22 protein-coding genes are annotated in these 25,688 nt (G+C 71.0%); 11 read left to right on the forward strand and 11 right to left on the reverse strand.

Translation table 11 applies throughout. The annotated features are described in order from the left end of the window. Nucleotides 1-76 precede the first annotated feature (76 nt). Nucleotides 77-313, forward strand: coding sequence for a hypothetical protein (locus WH07_RS11565; RefSeq protein ID WP_046499010.1), 237 nt, complete (start codon nt 77-79; stop codon nt 311-313). A gap of 89 nt (nt 314-402) precedes the next feature. On the opposite strand, the gene WH07_RS11570 is transcribed toward WH07_RS11565, so the two are convergent. The 3 genes from WH07_RS11570 to mshA all read right to left on the reverse strand — a co-directional run bounded on the left by WH07_RS11570 (nt 403) and on the right by mshA (nt 4,372). Beyond that, nucleotides 403-2,064 carry a glycoside hydrolase family 55 protein gene (locus tag WH07_RS11570; RefSeq protein WP_232788825.1) on the reverse strand — a complete coding sequence of 554 codons (1,662 nt, stop codon included), beginning with the start codon at nt 2,062-2,064 and terminating at the stop codon, nt 403-405. 276 nt (nt 2,065-2,340) lie between these two features. After that, nucleotides 2,341-2,817 (reverse strand): type III secretion system chaperone family protein, encoded by a 477-nt coding sequence (locus tag WH07_RS11575; RefSeq protein WP_046499054.1) that lies wholly within the window; start codon nt 2,815-2,817, stop codon nt 2,341-2,343. A gap of 172 nt (nt 2,818-2,989) precedes the next feature. Beyond that, nucleotides 2,990-4,372, reverse strand: coding sequence for a D-inositol-3-phosphate glycosyltransferase (mshA, locus tag WH07_RS11580; protein ID WP_046499013.1), 1,383 nt, complete (start codon nt 4,370-4,372; stop codon nt 2,990-2,992). 347 nt (nt 4,373-4,719) lie between these two features. Between mshA and WH07_RS11585 the strand changes: the two genes are divergently transcribed. The 3 genes from WH07_RS11585 (at nt 4,720) to WH07_RS11595 (ending at nt 8,926) form a co-directional block, all read left to right on the forward strand. Further along, nucleotides 4,720-5,586: a class I SAM-dependent methyltransferase gene (locus tag WH07_RS11585; RefSeq protein ID WP_079023144.1), complete on the forward strand. Its 867-nt coding sequence runs from the start codon at nt 4,720-4,722 to the stop codon at nt 5,584-5,586. 209 nt (nt 5,587-5,795) lie between these two features. Next, a complete protein-coding gene (locus WH07_RS11590) occupies nt 5,796-6,962 on the forward strand; it encodes a C40 family peptidase (protein ID WP_046499057.1) in 1,167 nt (388 codons plus the stop codon). 524 nt (nt 6,963-7,486) lie between these two features. After that, nucleotides 7,487-8,926: a PP2C family protein-serine/threonine phosphatase gene (locus WH07_RS11595; RefSeq protein ID WP_046499019.1), complete on the forward strand. Its 1,440-nt coding sequence runs from the start codon at nt 7,487-7,489 to the stop codon at nt 8,924-8,926. A gap of 103 nt (nt 8,927-9,029) precedes the next feature. Here WH07_RS11595 and WH07_RS11600 read toward each other — a convergent pair whose 3' ends face one another. From WH07_RS11600 to WH07_RS11615, 4 genes are all read right to left on the reverse strand, one after another. After that, entirely contained in the window at nt 9,030-9,365 is a 336-nt protein-coding gene (locus tag WH07_RS11600) for a DUF2516 family protein (protein ID WP_046499022.1), read from the reverse strand. Nucleotides 9,366-9,665: 300 nt separating this feature from the next. Continuing rightward, entirely contained in the window at nt 9,666-10,379 is a 714-nt protein-coding gene (locus tag WH07_RS11605) for a hypothetical protein (RefSeq protein WP_046499025.1), read from the reverse strand. 23 nt (nt 10,380-10,402) lie between these two features. Continuing rightward, complete coding sequence (locus WH07_RS40330) at nt 10,403-11,038, reverse strand: helix-turn-helix domain-containing protein (RefSeq protein ID WP_198533784.1); 636 nt, start codon at nt 11,036-11,038, stop codon at nt 10,403-10,405. 127 nt (nt 11,039-11,165) lie between these two features. Continuing rightward, nucleotides 11,166-11,768, reverse strand: a complete 603-nt coding sequence (locus WH07_RS11615; protein WP_046499027.1) for a DUF4240 domain-containing protein — start codon at nt 11,766-11,768, stop codon at nt 11,166-11,168. Between the two features lie 204 nt (nt 11,769-11,972). Here WH07_RS11615 and rph point away from each other — a divergent pair, with 204 nt between their 5' ends. From rph to WH07_RS11640, 5 genes are all read left to right on the forward strand, one after another. Next, entirely contained in the window at nt 11,973-14,612 is a 2,640-nt protein-coding gene (gene rph / locus WH07_RS11620) for a rifamycin-inactivating phosphotransferase (RefSeq protein ID WP_046499062.1), read from the forward strand. Nucleotides 14,613-14,840: 228 nt separating this feature from the next. After that, nucleotides 14,841-15,197, forward strand: coding sequence for a VOC family protein (locus tag WH07_RS11625; protein WP_046499030.1), 357 nt, complete (start codon nt 14,841-14,843; stop codon nt 15,195-15,197). 293 nt (nt 15,198-15,490) lie between these two features. Further along, nucleotides 15,491-17,899, forward strand: coding sequence for an ATP-binding cassette domain-containing protein (locus WH07_RS11630; RefSeq protein ID WP_046499033.1), 2,409 nt, complete (start codon nt 15,491-15,493; stop codon nt 17,897-17,899). Between the two features lie 46 nt (nt 17,900-17,945). Beyond that, on the forward strand, nt 17,946-18,299 hold the full coding sequence (locus WH07_RS11635) for an ArsR/SmtB family transcription factor (RefSeq protein WP_046499037.1): 354 nt from the start codon (nt 17,946-17,948) through the stop codon (nt 18,297-18,299). After that, nucleotides 18,292-18,924: an SRPBCC family protein gene (locus tag WH07_RS11640; RefSeq protein ID WP_046499039.1), complete on the forward strand. Its 633-nt coding sequence runs from the start codon at nt 18,292-18,294 to the stop codon at nt 18,922-18,924. Before WH07_RS11635 ends, WH07_RS11640 begins: the two co-directional genes overlap by 8 nt. A 178-nt stretch (nt 18,925-19,102) precedes the next feature. Here the strand turns inward: WH07_RS11640 and WH07_RS11645 are convergent, their stop codons facing one another. The 3 genes from WH07_RS11645 to WH07_RS11655 form a co-directional block, all read right to left on the reverse strand. Continuing rightward, nucleotides 19,103-20,584 carry an MFS transporter gene (locus WH07_RS11645; protein WP_232788827.1) on the reverse strand — a complete coding sequence of 494 codons (1,482 nt, stop codon included), beginning with the start codon at nt 20,582-20,584 and terminating at the stop codon, nt 19,103-19,105. Nucleotides 20,585-20,867: 283 nt separating this feature from the next. Next, nucleotides 20,868-21,410: an HAD domain-containing protein gene (locus tag WH07_RS11650; protein WP_332836352.1), complete on the reverse strand. Its 543-nt coding sequence runs from the start codon at nt 21,408-21,410 to the stop codon at nt 20,868-20,870. 53 nt (nt 21,411-21,463) lie between these two features. Beyond that, nucleotides 21,464-22,144, reverse strand: a complete 681-nt coding sequence (locus tag WH07_RS11655) for a sigma factor-like helix-turn-helix DNA-binding protein (RefSeq protein WP_052744332.1) — start codon at nt 22,142-22,144, stop codon at nt 21,464-21,466. 257 nt (nt 22,145-22,401) lie between these two features. On the opposite strand from WH07_RS11655, the gene WH07_RS11660 reads away from it, so the two are divergent. Both WH07_RS11660 and WH07_RS11665 read left to right on the forward strand, forming a co-directional pair. After that, entirely contained in the window at nt 22,402-22,839 is a 438-nt protein-coding gene (locus WH07_RS11660; protein WP_046499047.1) for a helix-turn-helix transcriptional regulator, read from the forward strand. Between the two features lie 10 nt (nt 22,840-22,849). Then, a complete protein-coding gene (locus tag WH07_RS11665) occupies nt 22,850-23,269 on the forward strand; it encodes a VOC family protein (protein ID WP_046499069.1) in 420 nt (139 codons plus the stop codon). Nucleotides 23,270-23,310: 41 nt separating this feature from the next. Here WH07_RS11665 and WH07_RS11670 read toward each other — a convergent pair whose 3' ends face one another. Then, on the reverse strand, nt 23,311-25,515 hold the full coding sequence (locus WH07_RS11670; RefSeq protein WP_232788824.1) for a HelD family protein: 2,205 nt from the start codon (nt 25,513-25,515) through the stop codon (nt 23,311-23,313). Nucleotides 25,516-25,688 lie beyond the last annotated feature (173 nt).

The raw sequence follows: 25,688 nt of genomic DNA on the forward strand, positions 1-25,688 counted from the left end.
CACCCCGCACCCCCCGCCCGAGCGGCCATATGCCCGCATACGCTCCCCGAACAGACACCGGACGTACAGTCGATTCATGACCGTTCATGTCACCCTGCTCCCGGCCGCGCTCCCGCCGGGTATTGAACCGTCCAACCGCGTCATCTCCTACGAGGACCAGGACGACATCCGCTTCCGGTATCTGCTGCACGACAGCGGGGCGCTGGTCGTACGCCGTACGCGTCACGAGGAGGCCACCGTCACCGAGGCCGTCTTCGGGCCCGCGGCCTGGGAAGGGGTGCAGGGGGACGGGTCCATCCAGCCTCACTCCTGATCCACTCCACTGATCTGCCCCTGATCCACTCCTGTCCTGATCCACACCCGATCCACTCCCGACCCACGGCATCTGCGACATCACTGCACCTACGGCGTCACAGCGTCAGCACGGTCCAGCGCCCGCTGCGCCTCGTACAGGTTCCGTGGCCTGATCGTCTCCGGGCTGCCGTACGCCTCCAGCCTCGCGTGCAGCTCGCCCGTGAAGTCCGGTACGTCGATCTGGTCGAACTCACGGACCTCGCTGATGCCCACCGTCGCGCTGTACGGAGCGATCTCGTCGATCTTGATCAGGCCCGCGCGCTCATTGGTGACCGTGACGTTCCAGTGGGTGAACCGCGCCCCGTACAGCGGGCCCGCGATCGCGTCGCCGCCGTGCCGGCCGTCGTTGGTGACGGTGATCTCCGTACGTACGTTGGCGAAGGGCATCCCGCGATGCGTGTCGAAGGTGCCCATCTCCATCAGTCCGCGCGACCAGACGTTGTAGCTGGAGAGGCCCTCCACATTGATGCCGTGGGGCTGGGTGCCCGCGGGCGGTGCCGGGACCGTACGCCGCTCGATGACGAAGTCCTCGATCAGATTGTCGTGCGAACCCTCGCGGCAGTAGTACGGATGGTGCGCGCCGCGGCCCGCGACGCGGGTACGGCGCAGGGTGCAGGCGGACGCGGCGATCAGGCCGAAGCCGTTGTCGACATGGCGTACGACCACATCGTCGGCCCAGCAGTCGTACGCACACTGGAACGCGACCCCGTTGTACCCCTTGTCCAGCAGGTGCGGGGACTGCGGTGTCTCGACCGCCTCCAGCGTCAGCCCTTCGACCCCCGAGCCGGTCAGCGGGGTGACGAGGGTGGTCAGGCGCGGGTCCCACTCCGGGCGTACGTCCAGCGGAAGCGGGCGTTCCAGGGTGACCTTCCTGCCGCGTACGGCCGTGACGCGCACCGGCCATTCGTACGGGACGTAGGACGTCAGCTTGGTCATCGCGGCCCAGTCGTACGACTTGGTGCCGGGGCCGTCGCCCGCCATGTGCTCCAGCAGGGTGCGGTCCGGGTCGTCGGCGAGCCGGAGGAGGACGAGCTGTCCGGGCCGGAGCTTCGAGGTGTCCTGTACGGTCACGGTCCGGTCGCCGCGCCGGGCGCGGCCGACGCCGGTGAGGGTGCTCCACTCGTCCCGCTTGTTGCCGGTCCAGCCCTCGAACGGCCAGGCGCGTTCCCCGATGGCGGCGGTGAGCGAGTCCCAACGCCCTTGCGGGCAGAGCCAGATGAGGCCGCCGGCCCAGGACCAGCTCGACTTGTCGCCGCCGTAGCGGCTGCCGTAGGGGCCGATCAGCTCGGTGAGGTTCTTCGTCGCGTACAGCTTCGTACGGTCGCTTCCCGCGCCCCGGAGGGTGACACCGCTGTGGGCGATACGGATGACGCCGTCGACGCGGTAGGTGCCGGGCGGGATGGTGACCGTGCCCCCGCCGCGCTCTCCGGCGGCGGCGAGGGCACGGTTGATGGCGGGTGCGTCGTCCGTGGAACCGTCGCCCTTGGCGCCGTACGCGCGGACATCGGCCACCACGCGGTGGCGCGGGAGGCGGGTGGCGCCGGCGCGCTGGCCGGCCCGGCCGACGTACGGGATCTGGGGGTGGGTGAACGGGGAGGCGGCGAATTCTCGCCAGAGGGTCGAGATCCGGAGGGTTGAGGTCCGGAGGGTCGAGGTCTGGGGTGAGCCGACGGCGCGTGTCACGGCTGTCGCCGTTGCTCCGGTGGTCATCACCCCGGCGGCGGCCACCGCGACGGCGCTGCCCAGCAGGGTCCGCCTGCCGACCGCGCGCCGCCCTTCGTACCGCTGCCCGCGCCCCTGCCCGCGCTCGTCCTCGTACGCCGGCCCGCGCTCGTCCCCGTACGCCTGCCCGTGCCCCTGTCCGTACCCCATTGCGCGCCTCCACGTATATGAACGACGTTCAGGTGTGCGTTTGAGGGTGAGCATGACATGCCCGATCGGCTACAGGGAAGAGCCGTGCCGCGACTCAGGCGGCCCCGACCGGCGTCAGGCCGACGGCCCCCGGGTCAGATGCTCGAACGCGTCCAGATTCCGCGTCGACTCGCCCCGCGACACCCGCCACGCGTACTCCTTGCGGATCGCGCTCGCGAACCCCAGCTCCAGCAGGGTGTTGAACGAACCGTCCGCCGCCTCCAGCACCGACCCCAGCAGCCGGTCGATCTCGTCCTCGGTGACGGCGGCCAGCGGGAGTTTGCCGGTGAGGTAGATGTCGCCGAGGCGGTCGACCGCGTAACTCACCCCGTACAGCTTGAGGTTGCGCTCCAGGAGCCAGCGGTGGACGGCCTCGGCGTTCTCGTCGGGGCGGCGGACCACAAAGGCGTTGAGGGAGAGCGCGTGCCGGCCGACCAGCAGGGAGCAGGTGGTGGAGAGCTTGCGGGTGCCGGGGAGGGTGACGACGTACGAGCCGGGGCGCGGGCTCTCCCACGTCAGCTCGGCGGAGTCCAGGGCCTGTTCGACGACCAGCGCGACCTGCGCGGCGCGCTCAGCGGGCGCCTGCCGCGCCCGCGCACTCCCCGGCCGCTGCCCCGCGCCCGGTTCCGCCCCCTGCGCCGTCCGCGGCCCCGTTCCGTCTTCCGTCTGCGGCCCCGTCCCCTGTTCCGTCCGGTGCCCCGTTCCCTGTCCGGCCCGCTTTACGTCAGCCATGGTGCGAGCGTACGTGACGGCGGTGATCATGCATGGCCGCCATGTACACCTCCGCCGTCGCCGCCGCCGCCGTGTCCCAGCCGAAGGACCTGGCGTGGCGGGAGGCCGCCTCGCCCATCCGCCCGACCAGTTCCGGGTGGTCGACGAACTCGCGCAGCACCCGCGCGTACGCCTCCGGTTCGTGCCCGGCGACCAGAAAGCCCGTCTCCCCGTCCCGTACCGCCACCGGCAGGCCGCCCACCGCCGCAGCCACCACCGGGGTGCCCGCCGCCTGGGCCTCTATCGCGACAAGGCCGAAGGACTCGCTGTACGAGGGCATGACCAGCACGGACGCCGCCCGGAACCAGTCCGCGAGCCGGTCCTGCCCGACCGGTGGCCGGAACCGCACCACATCCGCGATCCCCAGCCGCGCGGCGAGCTTCTGGAGCCCCTCCGGCTTCGCCAGGCCCGTACCGCTCGGACCGCCGACCACCGGTACGACCAGCCTCCTGCGGAGCGCGGGATCCTGGTCGAGCAGGACGGCCACCGCGCGCAGCAGCACATCGGGCGCCTTCAGCGGCTGGATACGGCCCGCGAAGAGCGGAATGAAAGCGTCCGGGGGCAGACCCAGCCGGGCGCGGGCGGCGGCGCGGCCGTCGCCGGGACAGAAACGGTCCAGATTCACCCCGGGGTGGACGACGGCGGCCTTGGCGGGCTCGGCGTCGTAGAAGCGGACGAGTTCGCCGGCTTCCTCCGCCGTGTTGGCGATCAGCCGGTCGGCGGCCCGTACGACCTGGGTCTCGCCGATGACACGGGCCGCGGGCTCGGGCCGGTCGCCCTCGGCGAGCGCGGCGTTCTTGACCTTGGCCATGGTGTGCATGGCGTGGACGAGGGGGACGCCCCAGCGCTCGGAGGCGAGCCAGCCGACATGGCCGGACAGCCAGTAGTGGGAGTGGACGAGGTCGTAGTGGTCGGCGCGGTGGCCGGCCCAGGCCTGCATCACACCATGGGTGAAGGCGCAGAGCTGCGCGGGCAGCTCCTCCTTGGCCAGGCCTTCGTACGGGCCGGCGTCGACATGCCGTACGAGCACCCCGGGGGCCAGCTCCACGGCGGGGTCGAGACCGCCGGTGGTGGCGCGGGTGAAGATCTCCACCTCGATGTCGATGGCGGCGAGGCGCTTGGCCAGCTCGACGATATAGACGTTCATGCCGCCCGCGTCGCCGGTGCCCGGCTGGTGCAGGGGCGAGGTGTGGACGCTGAGCATGGCGATGCGCCGGGGCCGGCGGTGCTGGCCGGGGAGCCGGAGCCGGGGCGATCGAGCCGGTCCCGGCCGGGCCGCTCCTGGCCGACCCGGTCCTGCGAACGTGCCGGCGATACGGGACACGTACTGGCTCACGTCTACGGCCTCTCGCTCGGGGAGCCGCTCGGCGCGCGGCCTCGGGACACGGCAAAGAAAGGGTCTGCTCGGCCCTCCAAGGGCCGTCAACAGCGGGGCGGGCTCCTTCAATTCCGCTTTCGCCGCCACTTTGCCAATTCATTACTACGGGTGGCTCAACCTTCACGGGTTGACGCGAACCGGCGCCTTTGCGGGTTCGCGCCTTCGCGACCTCGGGACGACGCGCGCCTTCCGGGGGCGCGCCCTCCCGGGTTCGCGCCTTGCCGGCGTCGCGCCTTCCCGGGTTCGCCTGTCCCGCTGTCGGTGCGTGTCGTTACGCTCGTTCTGCGTGTCGTTACGCTCGTTCCATGGTGCCTCCGGTGTCCCCGCCCCGCTCGTCCCGCCCGGTGGGCACCGTGACACGCGGCACCACGCACCAGAACCGGCTGCGCCGCATGGACCGCTGGATCACCGCCGTACACGGAGCCGCGCTGCGCCGGTCCGCAGCCGTGCCCGTGGTGGTGGACCTGGGGTACGGAGCGGCCCCCTGGACCGCGGTCGAGCTGCTCCTGCGGCTGCGTACGGCCGATCCGCGTACCGAGGTCGTCGGGATCGAGATCGAACCGGCGCGGGTCGCCGCCGCCCTCCCGTACGAACGCGAGGGGCTGCGCTTCCGGCACGGCGGCTTCGAGATCCCGCTGGACGGGGGCGTACGGCCGGTGCTGGTACGGGCGGCCAATGTGCTGAGGCAGTACGAGGAGGGCGAGGTCGCCGCGGTCTGGGCGCGGCTGTGCGCGCGGCTGGCGCCGGGCGGGCTGCTGGTGGAGGGGACGTGCGACGAGATCGGGCGGCGGCATGTGTGGGTGGCGCTCGGGCCCGAGGGTCCGCGGACGGTGACGTTCGCGGCGCGGCTCGGGTCGCTGGGGCGCCCTTCGGATCTGGCGGAGCGGCTGCCCAAGGCGCTGATCCACCGGAATGTGCCGGGCGAGCCGGTCCACGCGTTCCTGCGGGACTTCGACCGGGCGTGGGCGGCGGCGGCCCCGTACGGATCGCTGGGCGCGCGGCAGCGGTGGGTCAGGGCGGTACGGGACCTGGCGGGCGACTGGCCGCTGACGGACGACGCGCGCAGATGGCGGCAGGGCGAGGTGACGGTGGAGTGGGGGGCACTGGCGCCGGGCGGGCGGCACGGCAGCGAACCGGGCAGCCGGCACGGCCGCGAGGGCAACGGTATGTGACCACGGGAACACCAGCGGGTGCCCGTTCGTCCACAGTGTGGTGAATGAGTCCTGTGAGGTGCAGGGCCCCTCTGTCCCTTTGCTGGAGGCCATGACACGATCGCGACGACGACAGCAGTTGCTGGCGGTATGTCAGTCAGGTGATGAAGGCGCGTTTCAGACCGGTTTGAGCCCAGCGGGTGGGCCGGGCCGACTCGGAGGGGGAGCTTGTGAACCGACGTCGCAGTGCCGCTGCCGCGATCACCGTGGTGTGTGCCCTGGCCGTCCTGGCGTCGCCGGATCTGCTCAACCGCGCGTACGCGGCGCCGATGCCGCCGCCCGCGCCGGTGGTTCCGCTGGCCGCGCCCGCGGTGCTCGGCGCACCGGCCGCGCCCTCCCCGCCGGCCGTCCCGCCGCCCCCGGTCGAACTCCCGCCGGGAGCCGGCCCGGTGACCAAGGACGGCAAGTCCCTGGACGACATACGCAAGGAGATAGACCTCCTTTACCAGAAGGCCGCGTCCGCCACCGACGCGTACAACCTCGCCGACGAGCAGGCCAAGAAGCAGTCGGCCGAGGTCGTCGGGCTGGCGGAGGACCTCGTACAGGGCCAGTTGCGGATCGACGCGCTCAAGGACCAGGCGGGCGCGGCGGCCCGCGCGCAGTACCGCGGCGGCGGGCTGCCGCCCGAGGCGCAGCTCATCCTCACCGACGATCCGCAGCTCTTCCTCGACGGCGTCGGGCGAATACAGCAGGGCCAGAAGGCCACCAAGGACCTCATCGCCGAACTGACCCAGGCGCAGGAGGACTTGAAGAGCTATACGGCGGACGCCGGCACCCAGTGGCAGAAGCTGGAGGCCAGCCGCGCCAAGAAGGAGCGGGCGAAGAAGGAGATCACCCGGCAGATCGCCGCCGCCAAGAAGCTCGAATCGAGCCTGGAGAAGGAGGAGCGGGCGCGGCTGGCGCGACTGGAGGCCGACGCGGCGTTCCGGGCGCAGTCGGCGTGGCTCGGCTCGGGCGCGCTGACGGACATCAACCGCGCGGCGAGCACGCCGGGCAAGAAGGCGATGACGTTCGCGACGGCCCAGATAGGCAAGCCGTATGTCTGGGGCGCCGAGGGGCCGTCCTCGTACGACTGCTCGGGGCTGACCTCCCAGGCGTGGGCGGCTGCGGGCCGGATCATCCCGCGCACCTCGCAGGAGCAGTGGCGGCTGCTGCCGAAGGTCGCGGTCGAGGACATGCGTCCGGGCGATCTGGTCATCTACTTCCAGGACGCCAGCCATGTGGGGATGTACATCGGAGACGGCGCGATCGTGCACGCGCCGAGGCCGGGGCGGAATGTGACGCTGGCGGGTGCGGGTTCGATGCCGATCCTCGGGGTCGTACGCCCGGACATGTAGCCGGGCCTGCGGCCGGGCATGCGGGTCGGGCATGCGGTCGACGCCCGCCATACGGCCGGGATGCGGCCGTGCATGCGATCGGCCTGACCGGGTAGCCCAGCGGACGGCCCAGCAAATCGCCCACTAGTGAGCACTATTGCGCAAGTGGGGCGATACGACCCAGGACGGGTCGTATCGTGCGCCCGTCCAGTCCGGCATGTGATGCGCACAGCACCCACACAGCGCTCCACATCAGACTCACATGTGATGCGGAGCCAGTTCACGGGCTGACCCCGCATACTCCACATGTGATGTTGCCCATGTCCGAAGTCCGTAAAAGACATGCCCGTACCCGTACGTGATGTATGTCATGGCCACCGATGCCCGAATCGCGCGGGATGCGATATGGCCAGCGGCATATGACGGCGGCTCTTCGCCAAAAGGCCATTCCGCTGGGGCGGGCGCTACCGCTATGGTCCCCGTCTGGTGGATCGTCGATCGTCGTTCCACCGCGCCCTCGGGGGGAGGGAAGGAAACCCATACCGATGCCGGCATCTGTACCCGTACCCGTACCGAGGCAGCGCACAGGTTCGACCGGTCCGACCGAGGGGACCGTGGGGAACCGGCCGGCGCCCGTGGAGAGCCAGGCCGCGACCATGGAGGACCAGACCGCCACCGCCGAGAACCACCGTGCCGAGAACCACCGTGCCGAGGACCGGTTCGAAGTCCGGTTTGAAGGCAGGTTCGAGGACCGGCCCGAGATCCGTGCCGAGGACCGGTCCGCGGCGCAGACCGCCAAGGGCGGCGATCTCATGCTGCTGGTGATCGACGACGACCCGGCGGGCTCCTTCACCGCTCCGGAGCTGCCGGAGGGGGCCGGCACCCGTGTCCGTATCCGTACGGCCCGCAATCTCACCGAGGCGGAGCGGCTGCTCACGGACGACATCCACTGCATCCTCGTGGATCTCGCGCTGCCCGGACAGAGCGACGGCGACGATCTGGCCCCGCTCAAGCGCGTACTGCGGCTGGCGCCCCGGCATGCCGTGCTCGCGCTGGCGGCGGAGGGCGATGTCGAGCGGGCGGCAGCGGCGGTACGGGTCGGGGCGCAGGACTATCTCTTCCGGCACGAGCTGGACGGGCGGCTGCTGAGCCGGGCGATCCGGTACGCGGTCGAGCGCAAGCGCGCGGACATCGCGCAGCGCCAGCTCACGGAGTCACGGCTGCGCGCGGAGGAGAACGCCCGGCTGGAGCGCGGTCTGCTGCCCACTCCCCTGCTCCAGGGCTCGGACCTGAGCTTCGCCGCCCACTACCGGCCGGGCCGGTCGCGCGCGCTGCTGGGCGGGGACTTCTACGACACGGTCCGTACGCCGGACGGCACGGTCCACGCGATGATCGGCGACGTCTGCGGGCACGGCCCGGACGAGGCCGCGCTCGGGGTGGAGCTGCGGATCGCCTGGCGCGCGCTGACGCTGGCGGGGCTCAGCGGGGACCGGCTGCTCTCCACGCTCCAGCAGGTGCTGGAGCACGAGCGGGAGAGCGAGGAGATCTTCGCGACGCTCTGCACGGTCGACATCACCCCGGACGGACACCAGGCCGGACTGTGTCTGGCCGGCCACCCTTCGCCGCTGGTCGCCCGGCACGGACGGGCGGCGCAGCTCCTGCCGTACGAGGAGGGCGGCCCGGCCCTGGGACTCCTCCCGCGCGCCCGCTGGCCGCGCAGACAGGTGGAGCTCGGCCCGGCGTGGAATCTGATGATGTACACGGACGGCCTGATCGAGGGCCGGGTGGGCCCCGGCGCCACGCAGCGGCTCGGCCAGGAGGGCATGGTCGAGATGATCAACGGCCAGCTCGCCCGGGGCCTGAGGGGCGACGACCTGCTGGAGACGGCGGTGACACAGGTGAGGGAGCTGAACGGCGGCGAGCTGACGGACGACGTGGCGGTGCTGCTGCTGGGGCGGGGCGGCGACGCGCAGGAATCGGGCTGACTCGTAGGACCTCGTAGCTGACTCGTAGGACCTCGTAGGAATCCGGCCGACTCGTAGGGACTCTGTCCGGCTTTTGCGGCCTTGTTTGGGGCCTTTACCGGGCTCAGCGTCCGCCGTTGTACGGACCGTAGGGGCCGTCGCTGCTCGAACCGCCGCGACGACCGCCGCCACCGGAGATCTGGTGGATGGCGGGCCGCACGTCGACCATGAAGACGATCGTGGCGACGAGCCCGGCGATCTGCAGGAACAGCATCGGCACAAAGAGATTCACGGCCACCGTGATCCCCAGAATGATCAGCCAGAACTTCTTGGTCTGCTTGTCGGCGGCGCGATAGGCGTCCTGACGGGCCGTCGCGGAGAGGAACAGCGCGACGACGGCGAGAAGGAGCATGGCCAGATTGAGCAGCCAGAGGAATGTGCCGAATCCCGAAAGCAACATGCTGACACCACCTGCCTGGTGAGTGGGTGACCCTGAAGAGGGAAGGAAACGCCGGTCGGTCGGCCCGTACGCCAAGGTACCCGGATAACGGCCGAAGCACCGGTGAGGTGCCCGGGCCGTTACTTTCGGGACTTTCGGGGGGGGCCGCCGACGGGCGGCGGCGGACTCGGCGTACGGCTCGGCGGCGGACTCGGCGTACGGGATCCGGCAGCCGAGCGGCCGGCGGCTGCCCATCGGTGCCCGGCCCGGCTGCTCGGCTGGTCGCCTGGGTGCTTTCGGCTGCCCGGCTGCTCGGCCCGGCTACTTGGCGGAGGGCGGGGGCGTCTTCTTCGCCGTCGTCTTGCGCGGGACGGTGGTGGTCTTCTTCGCCGTGGCGGCCGCGGGCTTGGCCGCAGGCTTCGGCTCGCTCTTGGGAGCGGGCTTGACCGCGGGCTTGGCGGCGGTAGCGGGCTTCGAGGCTACGGGCTTGGCGGTGGTCGCCGCGGACTTCGGCTGAGCCTTCGGCTGCGTCCTGGACTCGGCCCTGGACTCGCCCTTGGGCTCGGTCTTGCGCGCCGCGGGCTCGGGCTCGACGGCGACGGCGATCTCGTTGATCTGCTCCGCGCTCTCGCCGCGCCAGGTCCGTACGGTCTGCTCGCCGCGCTCGGCGACCTTCTCGTACGTCTCCCGCGCCCTGACCGCGTACTCCGCGGCCCGGCCCAGACTCCGCATCGCCAGGTCCTGCGCGCTCTCGCCCAGCTTCTTCAGATCGGTGTCCAGCGACCCGAACACCTCGCTGACCTTGGCCTGAACGGTCGCCTGGGCCTCCTTGGCCTGGATGGTGACCTTCTCCTGGACGGCCTTGGGGTCCGAGTTGCGTACGGCCTCCAGCCGCTCCGGCGCCTCGGCCCGCAGCTGCTCGATCAGGCCGGGCACCTTCCTGGCCTTCTCGACGGCGATGTCGGCGGTGCCGGCCGCGAAGTAGAGGGGGGTCGGGTCGGTGAGGGTCTTGCGCAGGTCATCCACGATGGCCATGACTGGTGTCCTCCCGGATCAGTTCAGTGTGAGGGTGGTGTGGCGGCGGCACTGCCGCCGGTGGCGCCCGAACCGTCGTCGAAGAGCCCCTCGAAACCCCCGGCCCCGCCGGCCTCCGCACCGGCCGCGTGTCCAGAGACATCCGGGACCTCGGCGGCCTTGGCGACCTCGACGCCACCAAGGGGTCCCGCACCGGCGGCCTTCGCCGTACGTCCGGAACTCCGCGCCGTCGCGGCGTGCTCCGTCCGGTCCGTGCCGCCCGTACCGCCCGTGCTATCGGCGCCGGGACTCTCCGTGTCGGGACTCTCCGTGTCGAGCGCGTTCTCCTTGCGGAACGACTCGTAGATCTGGAGCAGCACCTGCTTCTGCCGCTCGTTTATCGAGGGGTCGGCGAGGATGACAGCCCGCGTCTCCAGCTCGTCACGCCCCCGCTCGTCCAGCATCCCGGCCTGCACATACAGCGTCTCCGCGGAGATGCGCAGCGCCTTCGCGAGCTGCTGAAGGATGTCCGCACTCGGCTTCCGCAGCCCGCGCTCGATCTGGCTCAGATACGGATTCGACACCCCGGCGGCATCGGCGAGCTGCCGCAACGACAACTGCGCGTTACGCCGCTGCTCGCGCAGATACCCGCCGAGATTGCCGACATTGAGTGATGCCATGCCTCCATACTGCCCCCACCCCGCTAACTATTGCAAGCGCCCGCTTGCAATAGTGCCCCCCATCCGGCCGACACCCCGCACCGAGCACGTGACCTGTCTCGCCGAAGGCCCCGGCGTCCCGGCCTTCTCAAGTGAGCGACCGCAGGGGAAACATCGCGCTGAGTCTCGGCAGCTTGCGTGCTGCCTCGTCCTCGCGTCGCACATCCCACCGCTCACCGAGCGGCCCGGACCTGCCGCGTCCACCATGCTGTTCGGCGGCCTCGACGGCCTCATTGAACTCGTCATCGCAGTCGTCGTCGCAGTCGTCGACAGCGGTCAGGGTCCCGTATGCCTTCATCGCGACATAGTCGAGAGACTCCCACTCGGGCCAGTCGTCGTTCCACACTTCCCTCGGGCGGCCGACCAGGCGCTGGACTTCCGGAGTAGCGGCCAGCGCATCGGGATCAGCCACTGCCCGGGAGAAGGCGGCGCGGCCGAGTCCCACCATCCACAGGCCGAAGTAACAAAACCCGTCGTCCGAACACCAACCACCGAAGATCCGGTCCGCTGCTGCCCACAGATCCCAGGTGAACGCTTCGTCTGTCACCTCGTCCAAGCGCACCTGAAACTGCACAACCTCGGCCAACGGCCTTCTCGACAGTTCGCCACGAAGCCAAGCGAGCCGTTCGTCCCGCCCCTGCGCCTGGCGCCGGCACTCCTCGATGAGCTCCCAGAAAGAGTCGATGTCCACGGCGGCACTGTGTCAGACACCTCTGACAACGCATGGCCGACGGATCACACTCTCCCGCCACTTTCAACGTATAGCCCGCCGGGGGGCTTGCGGCAAGGCCCCGGGGGTGGCGCAGAATCCTCGGCCGAGGCCACTACCTGCGGAAATGAGGGGCACGACGTGCGTGTGTTGTCGACGGAGCACGACTGCCCCGGAGGTGTCGCGATGACCGATCAGTACGTGTTGGATCTTCTAGAGGTTGACGAGACGCAGGTCGCGGTCGTCGGCGGCAAGGGTGCGCATCTGGGCGGGCTGTCGCGGATCGAAGGCGTCCGGGTGCCGGCCGGCTTCTGCGTGACGACGGACGCCTTCCGGCGGATCATGGCGGAGGCGCCGTCGATCGACGGCCAGCTCGATCAGCTCGCGCGCCTGGACCCGGACGACCGGGAGGCGATCCGCACGCTCAGCGCGCGGGTCCGCCGGACCATCGAGGGGATTCCCGTCCCGGGCGATCTCGTGGCGGCGGTCACCCGCGCGCTCGCCCGGCTCGGCGAGCAGGCCGCGTGTGCCGTCCGGTCCAGCGCGACGGCGGAGGACCTGCCGACGGCCTCCTTCGCCGGCCAGCAGGACACGTACCTGAACGTCGTGGGGACGGCGGCGGTCCTCCAGCACGTCAGCCGGTGCTGGGCCTCGCTGTTCACCGAGCGGGCCGTGACGTACCGCCGCCGGAACGGCATCGACCACCGTGCGGTCCACATGGCCGTGGTCGTGCAGCAGATGGCCTTCCCGTACGCGGCCGGCGTCCTGTTCACGGCCGACCCCGTCACGGGCACCCGGAAGACCGCCACCGTGGACGCCGGCTTCGGCCTCGGCGAGGCCCTGGTCTCCGGGCTGGTGAACCCGGACGTCTTCACGGTGCGGCACGGCGAAGTCGTCGCCAAGGCGATCGCCGCCAAGCAGCGTGCCGTTCACGCCCTGCCGGTCGGCGGTACGCAGGAGGTGGCGATCGACCCGCAGCGGCAGGAGGAGCCGGCGCTGACGGATGCGCAGGTCCTGCGGCTCGTACAGCTCGGGCGGCGGATCGAAGCGCACTTCGGCCGCCCGCAGGACATCGAATGGTGCCTGGTCGACGATGACTTCCAGATCGTTCAGAGCCGGCCGATCACAACGCTGTTCCCCGTCCCCGTCCCCGTCCCCGGGACCGGGACCGGGACCGAGACCGGGACCGGGACCGGTGACCAGGAGAATCACGTCTACGTCTCCGTCGGCCACGGGCAGATGATGACCGACCCCATGAAGCCCCTGGGGCTCTCCATGTGGCAGCTCACGGCCATGGTGCCGATGCACGAGGCCGGCGGGAGGCTGTTCGTCGACGTCACCCGGCGCCTGGCCTCGCCCGCTAGCCGCGCCGGTCTCCTGGACGTCATGGGGAAGGGCGACCCGCTGATCAGGGACGCGCTGGAGACGGTCCTCGACCGCGAGGATTTCGTCCCGTCGCTCCCGGACGCGGGTCCCGGCAGGCCACCGGCCCGCGGTGCGTCCGCCCCGATCGAGACCGATCCGGCCATCGTCACCGAGCTGATCGAACGAAGCCGGGCGTCCATCGCCGCCCTGGAGCGCGACATCCGGGCGAAGACCGGACCGGCTCTGTTCGACTTCCTGCTGGCGGCCTTCGAGGAGCACAAACGAGTCCTCGGTGATCCGCTCAACCATCAGGCGATCATGGCGGGGATGGAGGCCACGTGGTGGCTCAACGACAAGCTCCAGGAGTGGCTGGGCGAGAAGAACGCGGCTGACACGCTCACGCTGTCCGCCCCCGGCAACGTCACGTCGGAGATGGGACTGGCGCTGCTCGACGTCGCGGACGCGATCCGTCCGTATCCGGAGGTGGTGGCGTTCCTGCGGGGCGTCGAGGACGAGGGCTTCCTGGACGAGCTGGCGAAGCTCGCGGGCGGGACCGAAGCGCGCGACGCCATCGAGGCCTACCTCGACCGGTACGGCATGCGCTGCGTCGGCGAGATCGACATCACGAGGCAGCGTTGGCGCGAGCGCCCCACCACGCTCGTGCCCGTGATCCTCGACAACGTCAGGAACTTCGAGCCGGGTGCCGCCGGGCGGCGCTTCGAGGAAGGCCGGCGGAAGGCGCGGGAGAAGGAACAGGACGTGCTGTCACGCCTGCGGGCCCTGCCGGACGGGGACCGGAAGGCCGACGAGACCAAGCGCATGATCGACCGGGTACGGACCTTCATCGGGTACCGGGAGTACCCGAAGTACGACATCGTCAGCCGCTACTTCGTCTACAAGCGGGCCCTGTTGGAGGAGGCCGGGCGCCTCGTACAGGCACATGTGCTCCCTGAGAAGGAGGACATCTTCTACCTCACGTTCCAGGAACTCCACGACGTCGTGCGCTCGAACCGGGTGGACGAACGGCTCATCCGGCAGCGCAAGGACGCGTTCCGCTCGTACCACTCGCTCACCCCGCCCCGGGTCCTCACCTCGGACGGTGACGCCCTCACCGGGGCGTACCGGCGCGACGACGTGCCGGCCGGCGCCCTGACCGGCGTACCGGTCTCCGCCGGGACCGTCGAGGGACGGGCCCGCGTCATCCTTGACATGGCGGAGGCCGATCTCGAAGCGGGCGACATCCTGGTCACGGCCTTCACGGACCCCAGTTGGTCACCCCTGTTCGTCGGAATCGCGGGCCTGGTGACGGAGGTGGGCGGCCTGATGACCCATGGCGCGGTGATCGCCCGGGAGTACGGTCTGCCGGCTGTCGTCGGCGTGGAGCGGGCCACCCGGTTGATCCGGGACGGGCAGCAGATCCGTGTGCACGGCACGGACGGGTACGTCGAGATCCTGCCTTGACGGACCACGCCCACGTGTCGCGTGTCATATGCCGCGTATCGCGTGTCATGCGCCGCGTGCCGTGCGCCGCGTGCCGTGCGTCCCGTATCGCGTGGCGTGCGTCACGCGCCACGTGGCCGAACCGGTCAGGAATCGAGAAGCGCCGGCCCGGAGCCCCGCCTAGCGTGACCGCCATGGACGGTCCGCCACAGACACATCCCGGCCGGACCCACGACGTCAGGAGCGACCATGACCGATTCTTCCACCCAGGGAATCAAGACCGTGCTGCATCCCGTCTCCGATCTGGCGGCGGCCAAGGCGGTGTACACCGCGCTGCTCGGTGTGACGCCGCAGGCCGACGAGTCCTACTACGTCGGCTTCGAGGCCGGGGGCCAGCACATCGGGCTGGTACCGGGCGGTGGATCGCAGGGCATGACCGCGCCGGTGGCCTACTGGCACGTATCGGACATCGAGGCGAAGCTGGCCGAGGTGACCGCGGCGGGTGCCACCGTGAAGGAGCCGGCGCACGACGTCGGCGGTGGTCGTCTGGTGGCCACCTTCACCGACCCCGACGGCAATGTCCTCGGGCTGCTTCAGGACCGCTGAGTCCCGGCCCCACCCGGCTGCCGACCCTGCTTGGCTGTCGGCCCTGCTTGGCCCCTGCTCGGCCGCCGGCCCCAGCCTGATCGCCGGCGCTGCTTGATCGCCGGCGCCGCCTGATTACCTCCCCGCACTCCCGCGCCCAGCGGAGCGCCCGTACGCTCGAAGCCGGTCGGATCCAGCCGGGCGACGCCGACGGAAAACCGCGAAGGCAGGCCCGCCCGACAAGGGCGGGCCACGCCCTCACAGGCCCTTGTGGTCAGACAGCCCTTACGGACAGACAGACAGATGGAGACACGATGAGCACTGCCGCGCGGACGGACACGCAGTCGCCTGAGCTGCACGTTGCCGACAGCCACGATCTGATCCGCGTGCAGGGCGCGCGCGAGAACAACCTCAAGGACGTCAGCATCGAGATCCCGAAGCGCCGGCTGACGGTGTTCACCGGTGTCTCCGGCTCCGGCAAGAGCTCGCTGGTCTTCGGCACGATCGCCGCGGAGTCGCAACGGCTGATCAACGAGACGTACAGCGCCTTCGTACAGGGCTTCATGCCGACGCTGGCGCGGCCCGAGGTCGACGTACTCGAAGGCCTGACGACCGCCATCATCGTCGACCAGCAGCGGATGGGTGCCGACCCCCGCTCCACGGTCGGCACCGCCACCGACGCCAACGCGATGCTGCGCATCCTCTTCAGCCGGCTCGGTCAGCCGCACATCGGCTCGCCCAAGGCGTTCTCGTTCAACGTCGCCTCGATCAGCGGATCGGGCGCGGTCACCGTGGAGCGCGGCGGACAGACCACGAAGGAGCGGCGCAGCTTCAGCATCACCGGTGGCATGTGTCCGCGCTGTGAGGGCCGGGGCTCGGTCACCGACATCGATCTGTCGCAGCTCTTCGACGACAGCAAGTCGCTCAACGAGGACGCGCTCACCATTCCCGGGTACAAGGCGGGCGGCTGGAACTACCGGCTCTACAGCGAGTCGGGCTTCTTCGACCCGGACAAGCCGATCCGTACGTACACCGAGCAGGAGCTGCACGACTTCCTCCACCGCGAGCCGACCAGGATGAAGATCGCGGGCATCAACATGACGTACGAGGGGCTGGTCCCGCGGATCCAGAAGGCGATGCTCGCCAAGGACCGGGAGGCGATGCAGCCGCACATCCGGGCGTTCGTGGACCGCGCGGTGACGTTCACGGCCTGCCCCGAGTGCGGCGGCACCCGGCTCAGTGAGGCGGCGCGGTCGTCGCGGATCGGCGGGATCAGCATCGTCGACGCGTGCGCGATGCAGATCAGCGACCTGGCCGCGTGGGTGCGGGGGCTGGACGAACCGTCCGTCGCGCCGCTCCTGGCTGCGCTGGGGCACACGCTCGACTCGTTCGTCGAGATCGGGCTGGGCTATCTCTCGCTCGACCGGCCGTCGGGCACGCTGTCCGGCGGCGAGGCGCAGCGCGTCAAGATGATCCGCCATCTCGGCTCCTCGCTCACCGACACGACGTACGTCTTCGACGAGCCCACGGTGGGTCTGCACCCCCATGACATCCAGCGGATGAACAGTCTGCTGCTGCGGCTGCGCGACAAGGGCAACACGGTGCTCGTCGTGGAGCACAAGCCGGAGACGATCGTGATCGCCGACCATGTCGTCGACCTCGGCCCCGGCGCCGGTACGAGCGGAGGCACCGTCTGCTTCGAGGGGACCGTCGAGGGGCTGCGGGCCGCCGGCACCATCACCGGGCGCCATTTCGACGACCGGGCCGCCATCAAGGAGACGGTACGTACGCCGACCGGCGCGCTGGAGATACGCGGTGCGACGGCGCACAACCTGCGGAACGTCGACGTCGACATCCCGCTCGGGGTGCTGTGCGTGGTCACGGGCGTCGCGGGCTCCGGCAAGAGCTCGCTCGTGCACGGGTCGCTGCCACACCAGTCGGGGGCGGCCGGGGAGGGCGTGGTGTCGGTCGACCAGAGCCCGATCCGCGGCTCGCGACGGAGCAACCCCGCGACGTACACCGGACTGCTCGAACCGATCCGCAAGGCGTTCGCGAAGGCCAACGGCGTGAAGCCGGCGCTGTTCAGCGCCAACTCCGAGGGGGCCTGCCCCAACTGCAACGGCGCCGGCGTCGTCTACACCGACCTGGCGATGATGGCCGGTGTCGCCACCACGTGCGAGGAGTGCGAGGGGAAGCGCTTCGAGGCGTCGGTGCTCGACCACCATCTCGGCGGCCGCGACATCAGCGAGGTGCTCGCGATGTCGGTGACCGAGGCCGAGGAGTTCTTCGGCGCGGGCGAGGCGAGTACGCCGGCCGCGCACCGCATCCTCGTCCGGCTCGCCGATGTCGGGCTCGGCTATCTCAGCCTCGGCCAGCCGCTCACCACGCTGTCCGGGGGCGAGCGGCAGCGGCTCAAGCTGGCCACGCACATGGCCGAGAAGGGCGGCGTCTACGTCCTCGACGAGCCGACCACCGGCCTGCACCTCGCCGATGTCGAGCAGTTGCTCGGCCTGCTCGACCGGCTCGTCGACTCCGGCAAGTCGGTCATCGTCGTCGAGCACCACCAGGCGGTCATGGCGCACGCCGACTGGATCATCGACCTCGGCCCGGGCGCGGGCCACGACGGCGGCCGGATCGTCTTCGAGGGCACCCCGGCCGACCTGGTCGCGGCACGCTCCACACTCACGGGCGAGCACCTCGCGGCGTACGTCGGTACGCACTAGAACATAACCCTTCCCTTATATAAGCGAGTGATGGCATAGTCGGTACGTGCACGCCTTCGACGTTCTGGGAGATCCGGTCAGACGCCGGATATTGGAGTTGCTCGCGTCGGGCGAGCAGGCGTCGGGCGAGATCAGTGCCGTGATCCGGAACGAGTTCGGGATCTCTCAGCCGGCCGTGTCGCAGCACCTTCGTGTCCTGCGGGAGGGCGGCTTCGCGTCCGTACGAGCGGAGGGGACCCGGCGGTTGTACGCCGTCGAGGCCGCTCCGCTGCGCGAGGTGGACGCGTGGCTGGAGAGGTTCCGGGGGTTCTGGGAGCAGCGGCTCGACGCACTGGGGACGGAGCTCGCACGAGGAAAGCGCGAGCGCAGGCTGAGGGAGGAAGAGAACGGCAATGAGTGAGATCGTCGACGAGATCAACCGTCTGCACCGCGAGGTCGGCGCACGGCAGGTGGACGCGGGCGAGGCCCGTACGGTGCTGATGCGACGCACCTACGACGCCGAGGTCGCCGACGTATGGGACGCGGTGACCTCGCCCGAGCGGCTCGGGCGGTGGTTCATGCCGGTCAGCGGTGAGCTCAAGCTCGGCGGACGGTACCAGTTGGAGGGCAACGCCGGCGGCGAGATCCTGGAGTGCGTGGAACCGACGCGCCTGCGCGTGAGCTGGCTGATGGGCGCGGATCCGGGCTTCAGCGAGGTCGAGGTACGGCTCGCGCCGGAGGGCGACGGGCGGACGGTGTTCGAGCTGGAACATGTGGCCGTGGTACCGGACGAGTTCTGGGGGCAGTTCGGACCGGGAGCGGTCGGCGTCGGCTGGGACATGATGTTCTTCGGCCTCGGGAAGCACCTCGCGGGCGGCGAGATCACCAAGGAGGACGCCGCGACCTGGCACACGACGCCCGAGGGCAAGGAGTTCATCACGGGCTGGGGCGAGGCGTGGGGCACGGCGTACGCCGCGTCGGGCGCGGACGCGGAAGCCGTGGCGGCGACGACGGCGGCGACGATCGGGTTCTACACGGGAACGTAGTTCTACGCGGGAACGCCGTTCTGCACGGGAACGTAGGTTCCACACGGGAACGTAGTCGGGTGGCCACCGGACGATCGTGCGGGTACGGGGAGGCGTCATACCGCGCGGCTACGGAAGACGTCGTACGAAGCGGGTACGAAGGCGTCATACCGTGAGGCACGGAAGGCGTCGGAAGGCGTCATGCCATGCGCGTACGAGATGCCAGGACGGCGGCCAGGGTGCTTGGTACGAGCAGCAGCACGAAGACTGTGGCGTAGGCGGCCGGTGCCGGGGTGCCCGCGTTCTGGGTCGCGTTGAAGGCGGCGGAGGCGAGGGCCATGACCGCCACCTGGCCCAGGTTCTGGGCCGTCTGCATCGCGCTGCTGGCGTAGCCGTGCCGGTCGGGCGGGCTGTGCGCGAGTGAGAGCAGGGTGACGGACGGGGCGAGCAGGCCCATGCCGACGGCCGCGACGATCATGGCCGACCCGGCGGTCAGCGCGGGCGTCCCGGGGAGCGTCCCCGCGGCAGCGAGCCCGACGGCCGCCGCCAGGACCAGCGCGCCGGCCGCGACCAGGTGGTGCCGAGGGCGGCGCGCCAGCAGATTGCCCTGTGCCCAGGAGGACGCGGCCCAGGCCACGGCGGCACCCGTGAAGGCCAGGCCGGTCAGTACGGCGGGTACGCGGCGGGCGCTGTCCAGGAGCAGTGGTACGAACGCCTCCAGCGTGAAGTACGCGCCTGACGCCAGGCCGCGCATCAGCACCGTCGCGGGCAGTCCGCGCGTGGCGCGCCAGGTGCCGGGCGGCAGGAGCCGTCGTACGAACACCGCAAGCAGCGCGAGACCGGCCGCCCCGCACAGCAGATGGCGCAGGTCCCAGCCGGAGGCCGCGTACTGTCCGAGCGCAGCGCCGAGACTCACCGCCGCCGCGACCAGCAGCGCGGGACGCGGCGGCGGGTCTTCCGACGGCAGGGGCGCGGGTACGGGTGCGGGGGCGGGGACGGCTTCGGGCGGTACGGGTGCGGGCGGTACGGGTGCGTCTTCCGGCGATCCGGGCACGTCTTCCGGCCGTACGGTGAGGGCTCCGGCTCCAGTTCCGGTTTCAGTTCCGGTTCCGGCTCCGGGTCCGGCTCCGGCTCCGGCTCCTGACCGCACGACGGGTATCGCCGGCCCCGTACGCCGCTCCCGCAGCAGCGCCACCACCGCCAGCGACGGAGGCAGGCTCAGCAAGGCCAGACCGAAGAACACCGTCCGCCAGGACCACCACTCGGCCACCAGCCCCGCCAGTGGAGGACCGGCCAGTGACGGAACGATCCAGCAGGCGCTCATCAACGCCAGGGCGCGCGGCCGCAGATGGTCGGGGTAGGCCTGGCCGATGGCGGTGTTGATGGCCACCGCGATCATGCCGGCCGCGATCCCGTCGAGGAAACGCCCGGCGGCCAGTTGCCAGATGGTGGTGCTGGTGGCGGAGATCAGGAGGGTGGCCACGGCCAGCGCCACGCCCGCGGCCAGCGGACGGCGTGCCCCGGCCCGGTCGGCCCAGCCGCCGCCCAGCACCCCGCCGAGCAGACTCGCGGCCACGAAGGCCCCGGCCACCAGCGGATACAGGGCCACCCCGTCCAAGTCCCGCGCGGCCGCGGGCAGGGTGGGCATGACGGCGAGCGCGGCGAAGCCGGTCAGGAACATGACCGCCGCGAAGCCGGTGGTGGCACCGGCGTACGTACGCGAGAACAGGCCCTCGCCGTCGGCGCCGGCCTCGTCCCGTACCGCGGTCGTACGCTCCGTACGGTCAGCCAACGCCGAGCACCCACCACGGCCGGTCGTCGACGAGGCGCGCGCCGCCCGCCTCTGGATCACCATCCACGAACGCAGAACCTATGCGCGCCCGCGCCGCACCGACCACCGCTTTTCCGGCTACCGCCGTTGGCCCTTGTGCCGTCCGGCGGGTTGGCCGGTGCTGCCGGTGTGGCTAGGCCCTGTCCGGACCGACGCGCAGCCACGTCGCGAGTGCGGCGAAGTCCGGGTCGGTGAGGCCCTGTCGGGGATCCACCCGGTGGAGAAGCGCGCGCCCCCGGTGGTATGCGGTCACCCAGGCGCGGTCCGTGTCGGTGATCTCGTCGTCCACCCATACGAAGGGGCGTCCGTCGGCCCAGTCGAGGAGGGGCCGGGTCTTCCAGTGGAGGCCGGCCCGCTCGTCCTCGTCGGAGGGGTCCGGCCAGGTCACCAAGGGCAGTTCGGGCAGGCCGAGCCACGGCGCAACGACGTCGTTCGCGTCGGCCATCCATGTGGTGGCCCAGACCAGGTCGCACGGCAGTGCCATCAGCCGGGGCCCGTACTCGGGATTGATCCTCGCCAGCAGCGGATTCGCGTCCGCGGCGACCTCGTGGCTCGTCCTGTACGTCGGATACCCGTCCGGTCGTTCCCTCGGTGTCGCCCCGAACGGGATGAGCGGTCCATCGACATCGAGGAAGAGGAGCGGGCGCTGCGCAGAAGCGGAAGCCGAACCGGTCACCACCGCACGATAGCTCCAACGGGCCATCCCTCCGGCCCCGTCACACACGTACCTCAAGCACCGCTGCCGTCGAGCACCGCCAAGTCCAGCCCCTTCAGTCTCGACGGGGTCGCGATCACCTCGTAGCCCGCGATCTTCTCGCCCTCACCCTCGCCCTCCTCCATCGGTGCGAACGTGAAGGTGAGGGCCAGTACGAGGCGGCCGGACGGGGCCACGATCGCTCCCACGTGGCCGTTCACCAGCGCCGGTTCCGCGGAGTGGGCTCGGTGACCGAAGGCGAGGACGCCCTGGGCCACCGCGCGGGCGCCGCGCGCCTGTGTCGGGGCGCCCGGGGGCAGGGCGGCGGGGTCGGCCCGGCGTACGGCGTCCGGGGCCAGCACCGCCAGGATCGCGGCCAGGTCGCCGCTGCGCGAGGCGGCGAGGAAGGCGTCGACGGTCCGGCGGTGCCGGGCGAGTTCGGCGGCGGGGGCCTCGGGGGTGCCGCGGACCTTGCGGCGGGCGCGGCTGGCGAGCTTCTTCGTGGTGACCGGGGAGCGCTCGACGACCGGGGCGATCCGGTCGAACGGTACGGCGAACATGTCGTGCAGTACGAACGCGATCCGCTCGGCCGGCCCCAGCGTGTCCAGCACCACGAGCAGCGCCCGGCCGACCTCCTCGACCAGCAGCGCTTCCCGCTCGGGGTCCGCGCCGTCGGCTTCGCCGTCGCCCCGGCCTTCGCCGACACGTTCGGTCACCCCCACGAACTCCTCGCGCCGTGGTCCGCGACGGTACGTGAGGACTGCGGGCCCCTGTCCGGAGGCGGGCCGGACACCCTCCAGGCAGGGCCCTCAGCCGTACTGGACCCCTCCAGGCGGGGCCCAGCCGTACCGGGCCCCTGAAGTCTGGCCGATCGGTCCGGGCGACCCGGAGTTATCCACAGGGCATTCCGCGGGCGCCTCCGCCTCATCCACAGGGCGCTCCCGGATCCGACCGGGGATGCGATGCTGAGCGGGTGACTCCAGAAGACCTCATCAGACTGCGCCGGGCGCGGGACACCATGGACCGCGAGTACGCGCGCCCTCTCGATGTCCCCGCGCTCGCCCGGGCTGCCTTGATGTCGTCCGGCCACTTCTCCCGGAGCTTCCGCGCCGCCTTCGGAGAGACTCCGTACAGCTATCTCATGACGCGCCGAATAGAACGGGCCAAGGCACTGCTGCGCCGGGGCGATCTCACGGTGACCGAGGTCTGTTTCGCGGTCGGGTGTTCGTCCCTGGGGTCGTTCAGCTCGCGGTTCACGGAGCTGGTCGGGGAGAGCCCGAGTGCGTACCGGGCGCGGAGCCATGAGCAGGGCGCCGTCATACCGGCGTGCTTCGCCATGATCCTCACCCGGCCGGTCAGAAATGGGGCGCCCGCCGGGAATGGAGAAGCGAAACCGGCCCTCGGCTCGTAGCGTGACGGGCATGGACATCAAGCTCTCCCACTGCTTCCTGACGGTGCACGACCATGAGCAGGCGCTCGCTTTCTACCGTGACGTGCTTGGCATGACCGTACGGAACGACGTCTCGTTCGAGGGCATGCGCTGGGTCACGGTCACCCCGCCGTCACAGCCGGACATCGAGATCGTGCTCGAACCGCCGGGCGCGAGCCCGAACATCTCGCAGGACGACCGGCGGGTGCTCACGGAACTGATGGCCAAGGGGCTGCTGAGCAGGGCCGTGTTCACGACCGACGACTGCGACGCGACGTTCGAGCACCTCCGGGCGTCGGGAGCCGAGGTGATCCAGGAGCCGATCGACCAGCCGTACGGCGTGCGGGACTGCGCCTTCCGTGATCCGTCCGGCAATCTGCTGCGCTTCAACCAGCCCAACAGGCAGCAGTAGCTAGCGACCGGTCGGCCGTGCTCTCGGGAATCCAGCCGTTCCTACCGCCCTGCCTCCCGCAGCGCTCCCGGCAGTGGTCGGCTGTGGACGATGTCCAGGCGTGACACCGCGCGGGTCAGCGCCACATACAGCCGGTGCGCGCCCTTGGCCTCCGCCTCCACGATCGCGGCGGGCTCGGCCAGCACGACATGGTCGTACTCCAGGCCCTTGGCCTCCGTCGCGGCCAGGACCGTCACCGTCCCGCCCGTCACCCCGCCCGCCGCCACGGCGACCTCGTCCGCCGTCGCCGTGGCGATACCGGCCGCCCGGAGAGCCGTACGAAGGAGGTCCGTGCCCGAGTCGGCCGCGATCACGCCGACCGATCCCTCGCGGGTGAGTGCTGCCCGTACCGCCTCGACCACTCCGGCGGCCAGCCCGTCCTGCCCGGCGAGCCCGCCCTGCCCATCCGGTCCGGTAACCCGCGGGACCTGACGGATCGTCAACTCGCCGTCCCTGCGGAGGGAACGCGCGGGCGGCACGTCGACTTCCAGCGCCGTCAGCAGCCGGTTGGCGAGCGCCACCACGGCTCCCGGCACCCGGAAGCCGGTGGTCAGCGGGATCACGGGCGCCTCAGGACGGCCCAGGTGGGCGAGGAGGGCGGGCCAGGAGCGGGCGGCCCAGGGGGTGGTGCCCTGCGCGAGATCGCCCAGCACCGTCAGCGAACCGAACACCGCGCGCCGGGCGATCGCGCGGCACTCCATCGGCGAGAGGTCCTGGGCCTCGTCGACGACGACATGTCCGTACCCCTCGGGGTGTTCGATCAGCCCGGCCAGTTCGTCCAGCAGCACCAGATCCGCCGCCGACCAGGGCAGGGAGCGCGCCACCCGAGCGGACATCGGCCCACTCCCGGGCCCGCGTCCACTCCCAGACCCGCGTCCACTCCCAGACCCGCGTCCACCCCCGGGCCCGCTCCCGCGCCCGCGTGCCGGCCGGTGGATCGCGTGCTGCTCCTCCGCCGTGAGGATGCCCTCGCACGCCTCAGCCGGATCGGCCAGCAGACTCGCCAGCACCTCCTCGGGACGGATCCTCGGCCAGACCGCGTCCAGATACTCCCGCACCGCCTGCGAACTGCCCACCCGCCGCACCCAGTTCGCGGACTTCGGCCCAGCCCGCCGTTCCGCCTGGAGCTGTAGTTCCCGTACGGTACGGCTGCGCACCCGCTCCCGGCCGATGGCGTACGGGGGCGCCTCGGCCCGTACCTCGTCGACGATCCGTACCAGCTTGTCGAGCCCGAGCCGCCAACTGTACGAACCGTCCGCGTCCGGCACGGTCAGCGGCCCCGCGGGCGCCGCGACCCGCCCGTACAGCGCCCGGCGCAGCACCTCCGCCATCCGGGCGTCGTGCTTGACGACCGCCGCGGCCTCCGGGTCCTCCGTACGCACCGGGTGGAGCGCGATCTCTTCCGCGACCGTCGACTGGCGCACCCCGGTCTCGCCCAGGGCGGGCAGCACCTCGGAGATGTACGAGAGGAAGGTGCGGTTGGGGCCGAGGACCAGCAGACCGGCGCGCTGGATCCGCTGCGGGTAGGTGTAGAGGAGGTACGCGGCGCGGTGCAGCCCGACCGCGGTCTTGCCGGTACCGGGGGCGCCCTGGACACACAGGGACAGGCCGAGTCCAGACCGTACGAGATCGTCCTGCTCGGGCTGGATGGTGGCCGCGATGTCGCGCATCGGGCCGACGCGGGGGCGCTCGATCTCACGGGTGAGGATCGAGCTGCCGGCGCCAACTTCAGCACCGGCACTCCCGTTCTCGTCCCCGACCTCATCCCCGCCCGAGGCCAGGTGTTCGTCCTCCAGGCTGGTCAGTTCGTCCTGTTTCCCGGTGCTTCGGGGCGCCCAGCCGAAGCGACGGCGTACTGCCACGCCCTGCGGATCGCGCGCGCTCGCCCGGTAGAAGGCGCGCGAGACGGGCGCGCGCCAGTCGACCACCAGGGGCGGGGCGGCGGGGTGCTCGGTGATCCGGCGGCGGCCGATGTGGTAGCTCTGGCCGCTGTGATCGCCGCCCTGGCCCGTGTCCTGATCACCGGGCGACTCGGGATCGGCGCTCCGGCCCGCGAAGTCGAGGCGGCCGAAGAACAACGGGCCGTCCGGCTCCTGCCCCAGCTCCTTCGCGTAGCTGCGCAGATGGCGGCCGAGGACCTCCGCGTCCGCGCCGGAGGCGAAGGCGTTCTCGCCGATGGCGACCTGCTCGCGGGCGTCGCCCACCATGCCGGTCAGCGCGGTGCGGCAGGTCTCGTGGTAGGCCCGTTCCCGTTCGAGTTCGCCGACGAGACCGACAGGGTCAGCAGGACCGACGGGATCAGCAGGACCAACGGAACTGACGGAACCGACGGGACCAACGGAACCGATGGGACCGCCGGGATCAAGGCTGGACGGACGAG

The organism is Streptomyces odonnellii (assembly GCF_000981895.1).
Taxonomy (GTDB): domain Bacteria; phylum Actinomycetota; class Actinomycetes; order Streptomycetales; family Streptomycetaceae; genus Streptomyces; species Streptomyces odonnellii.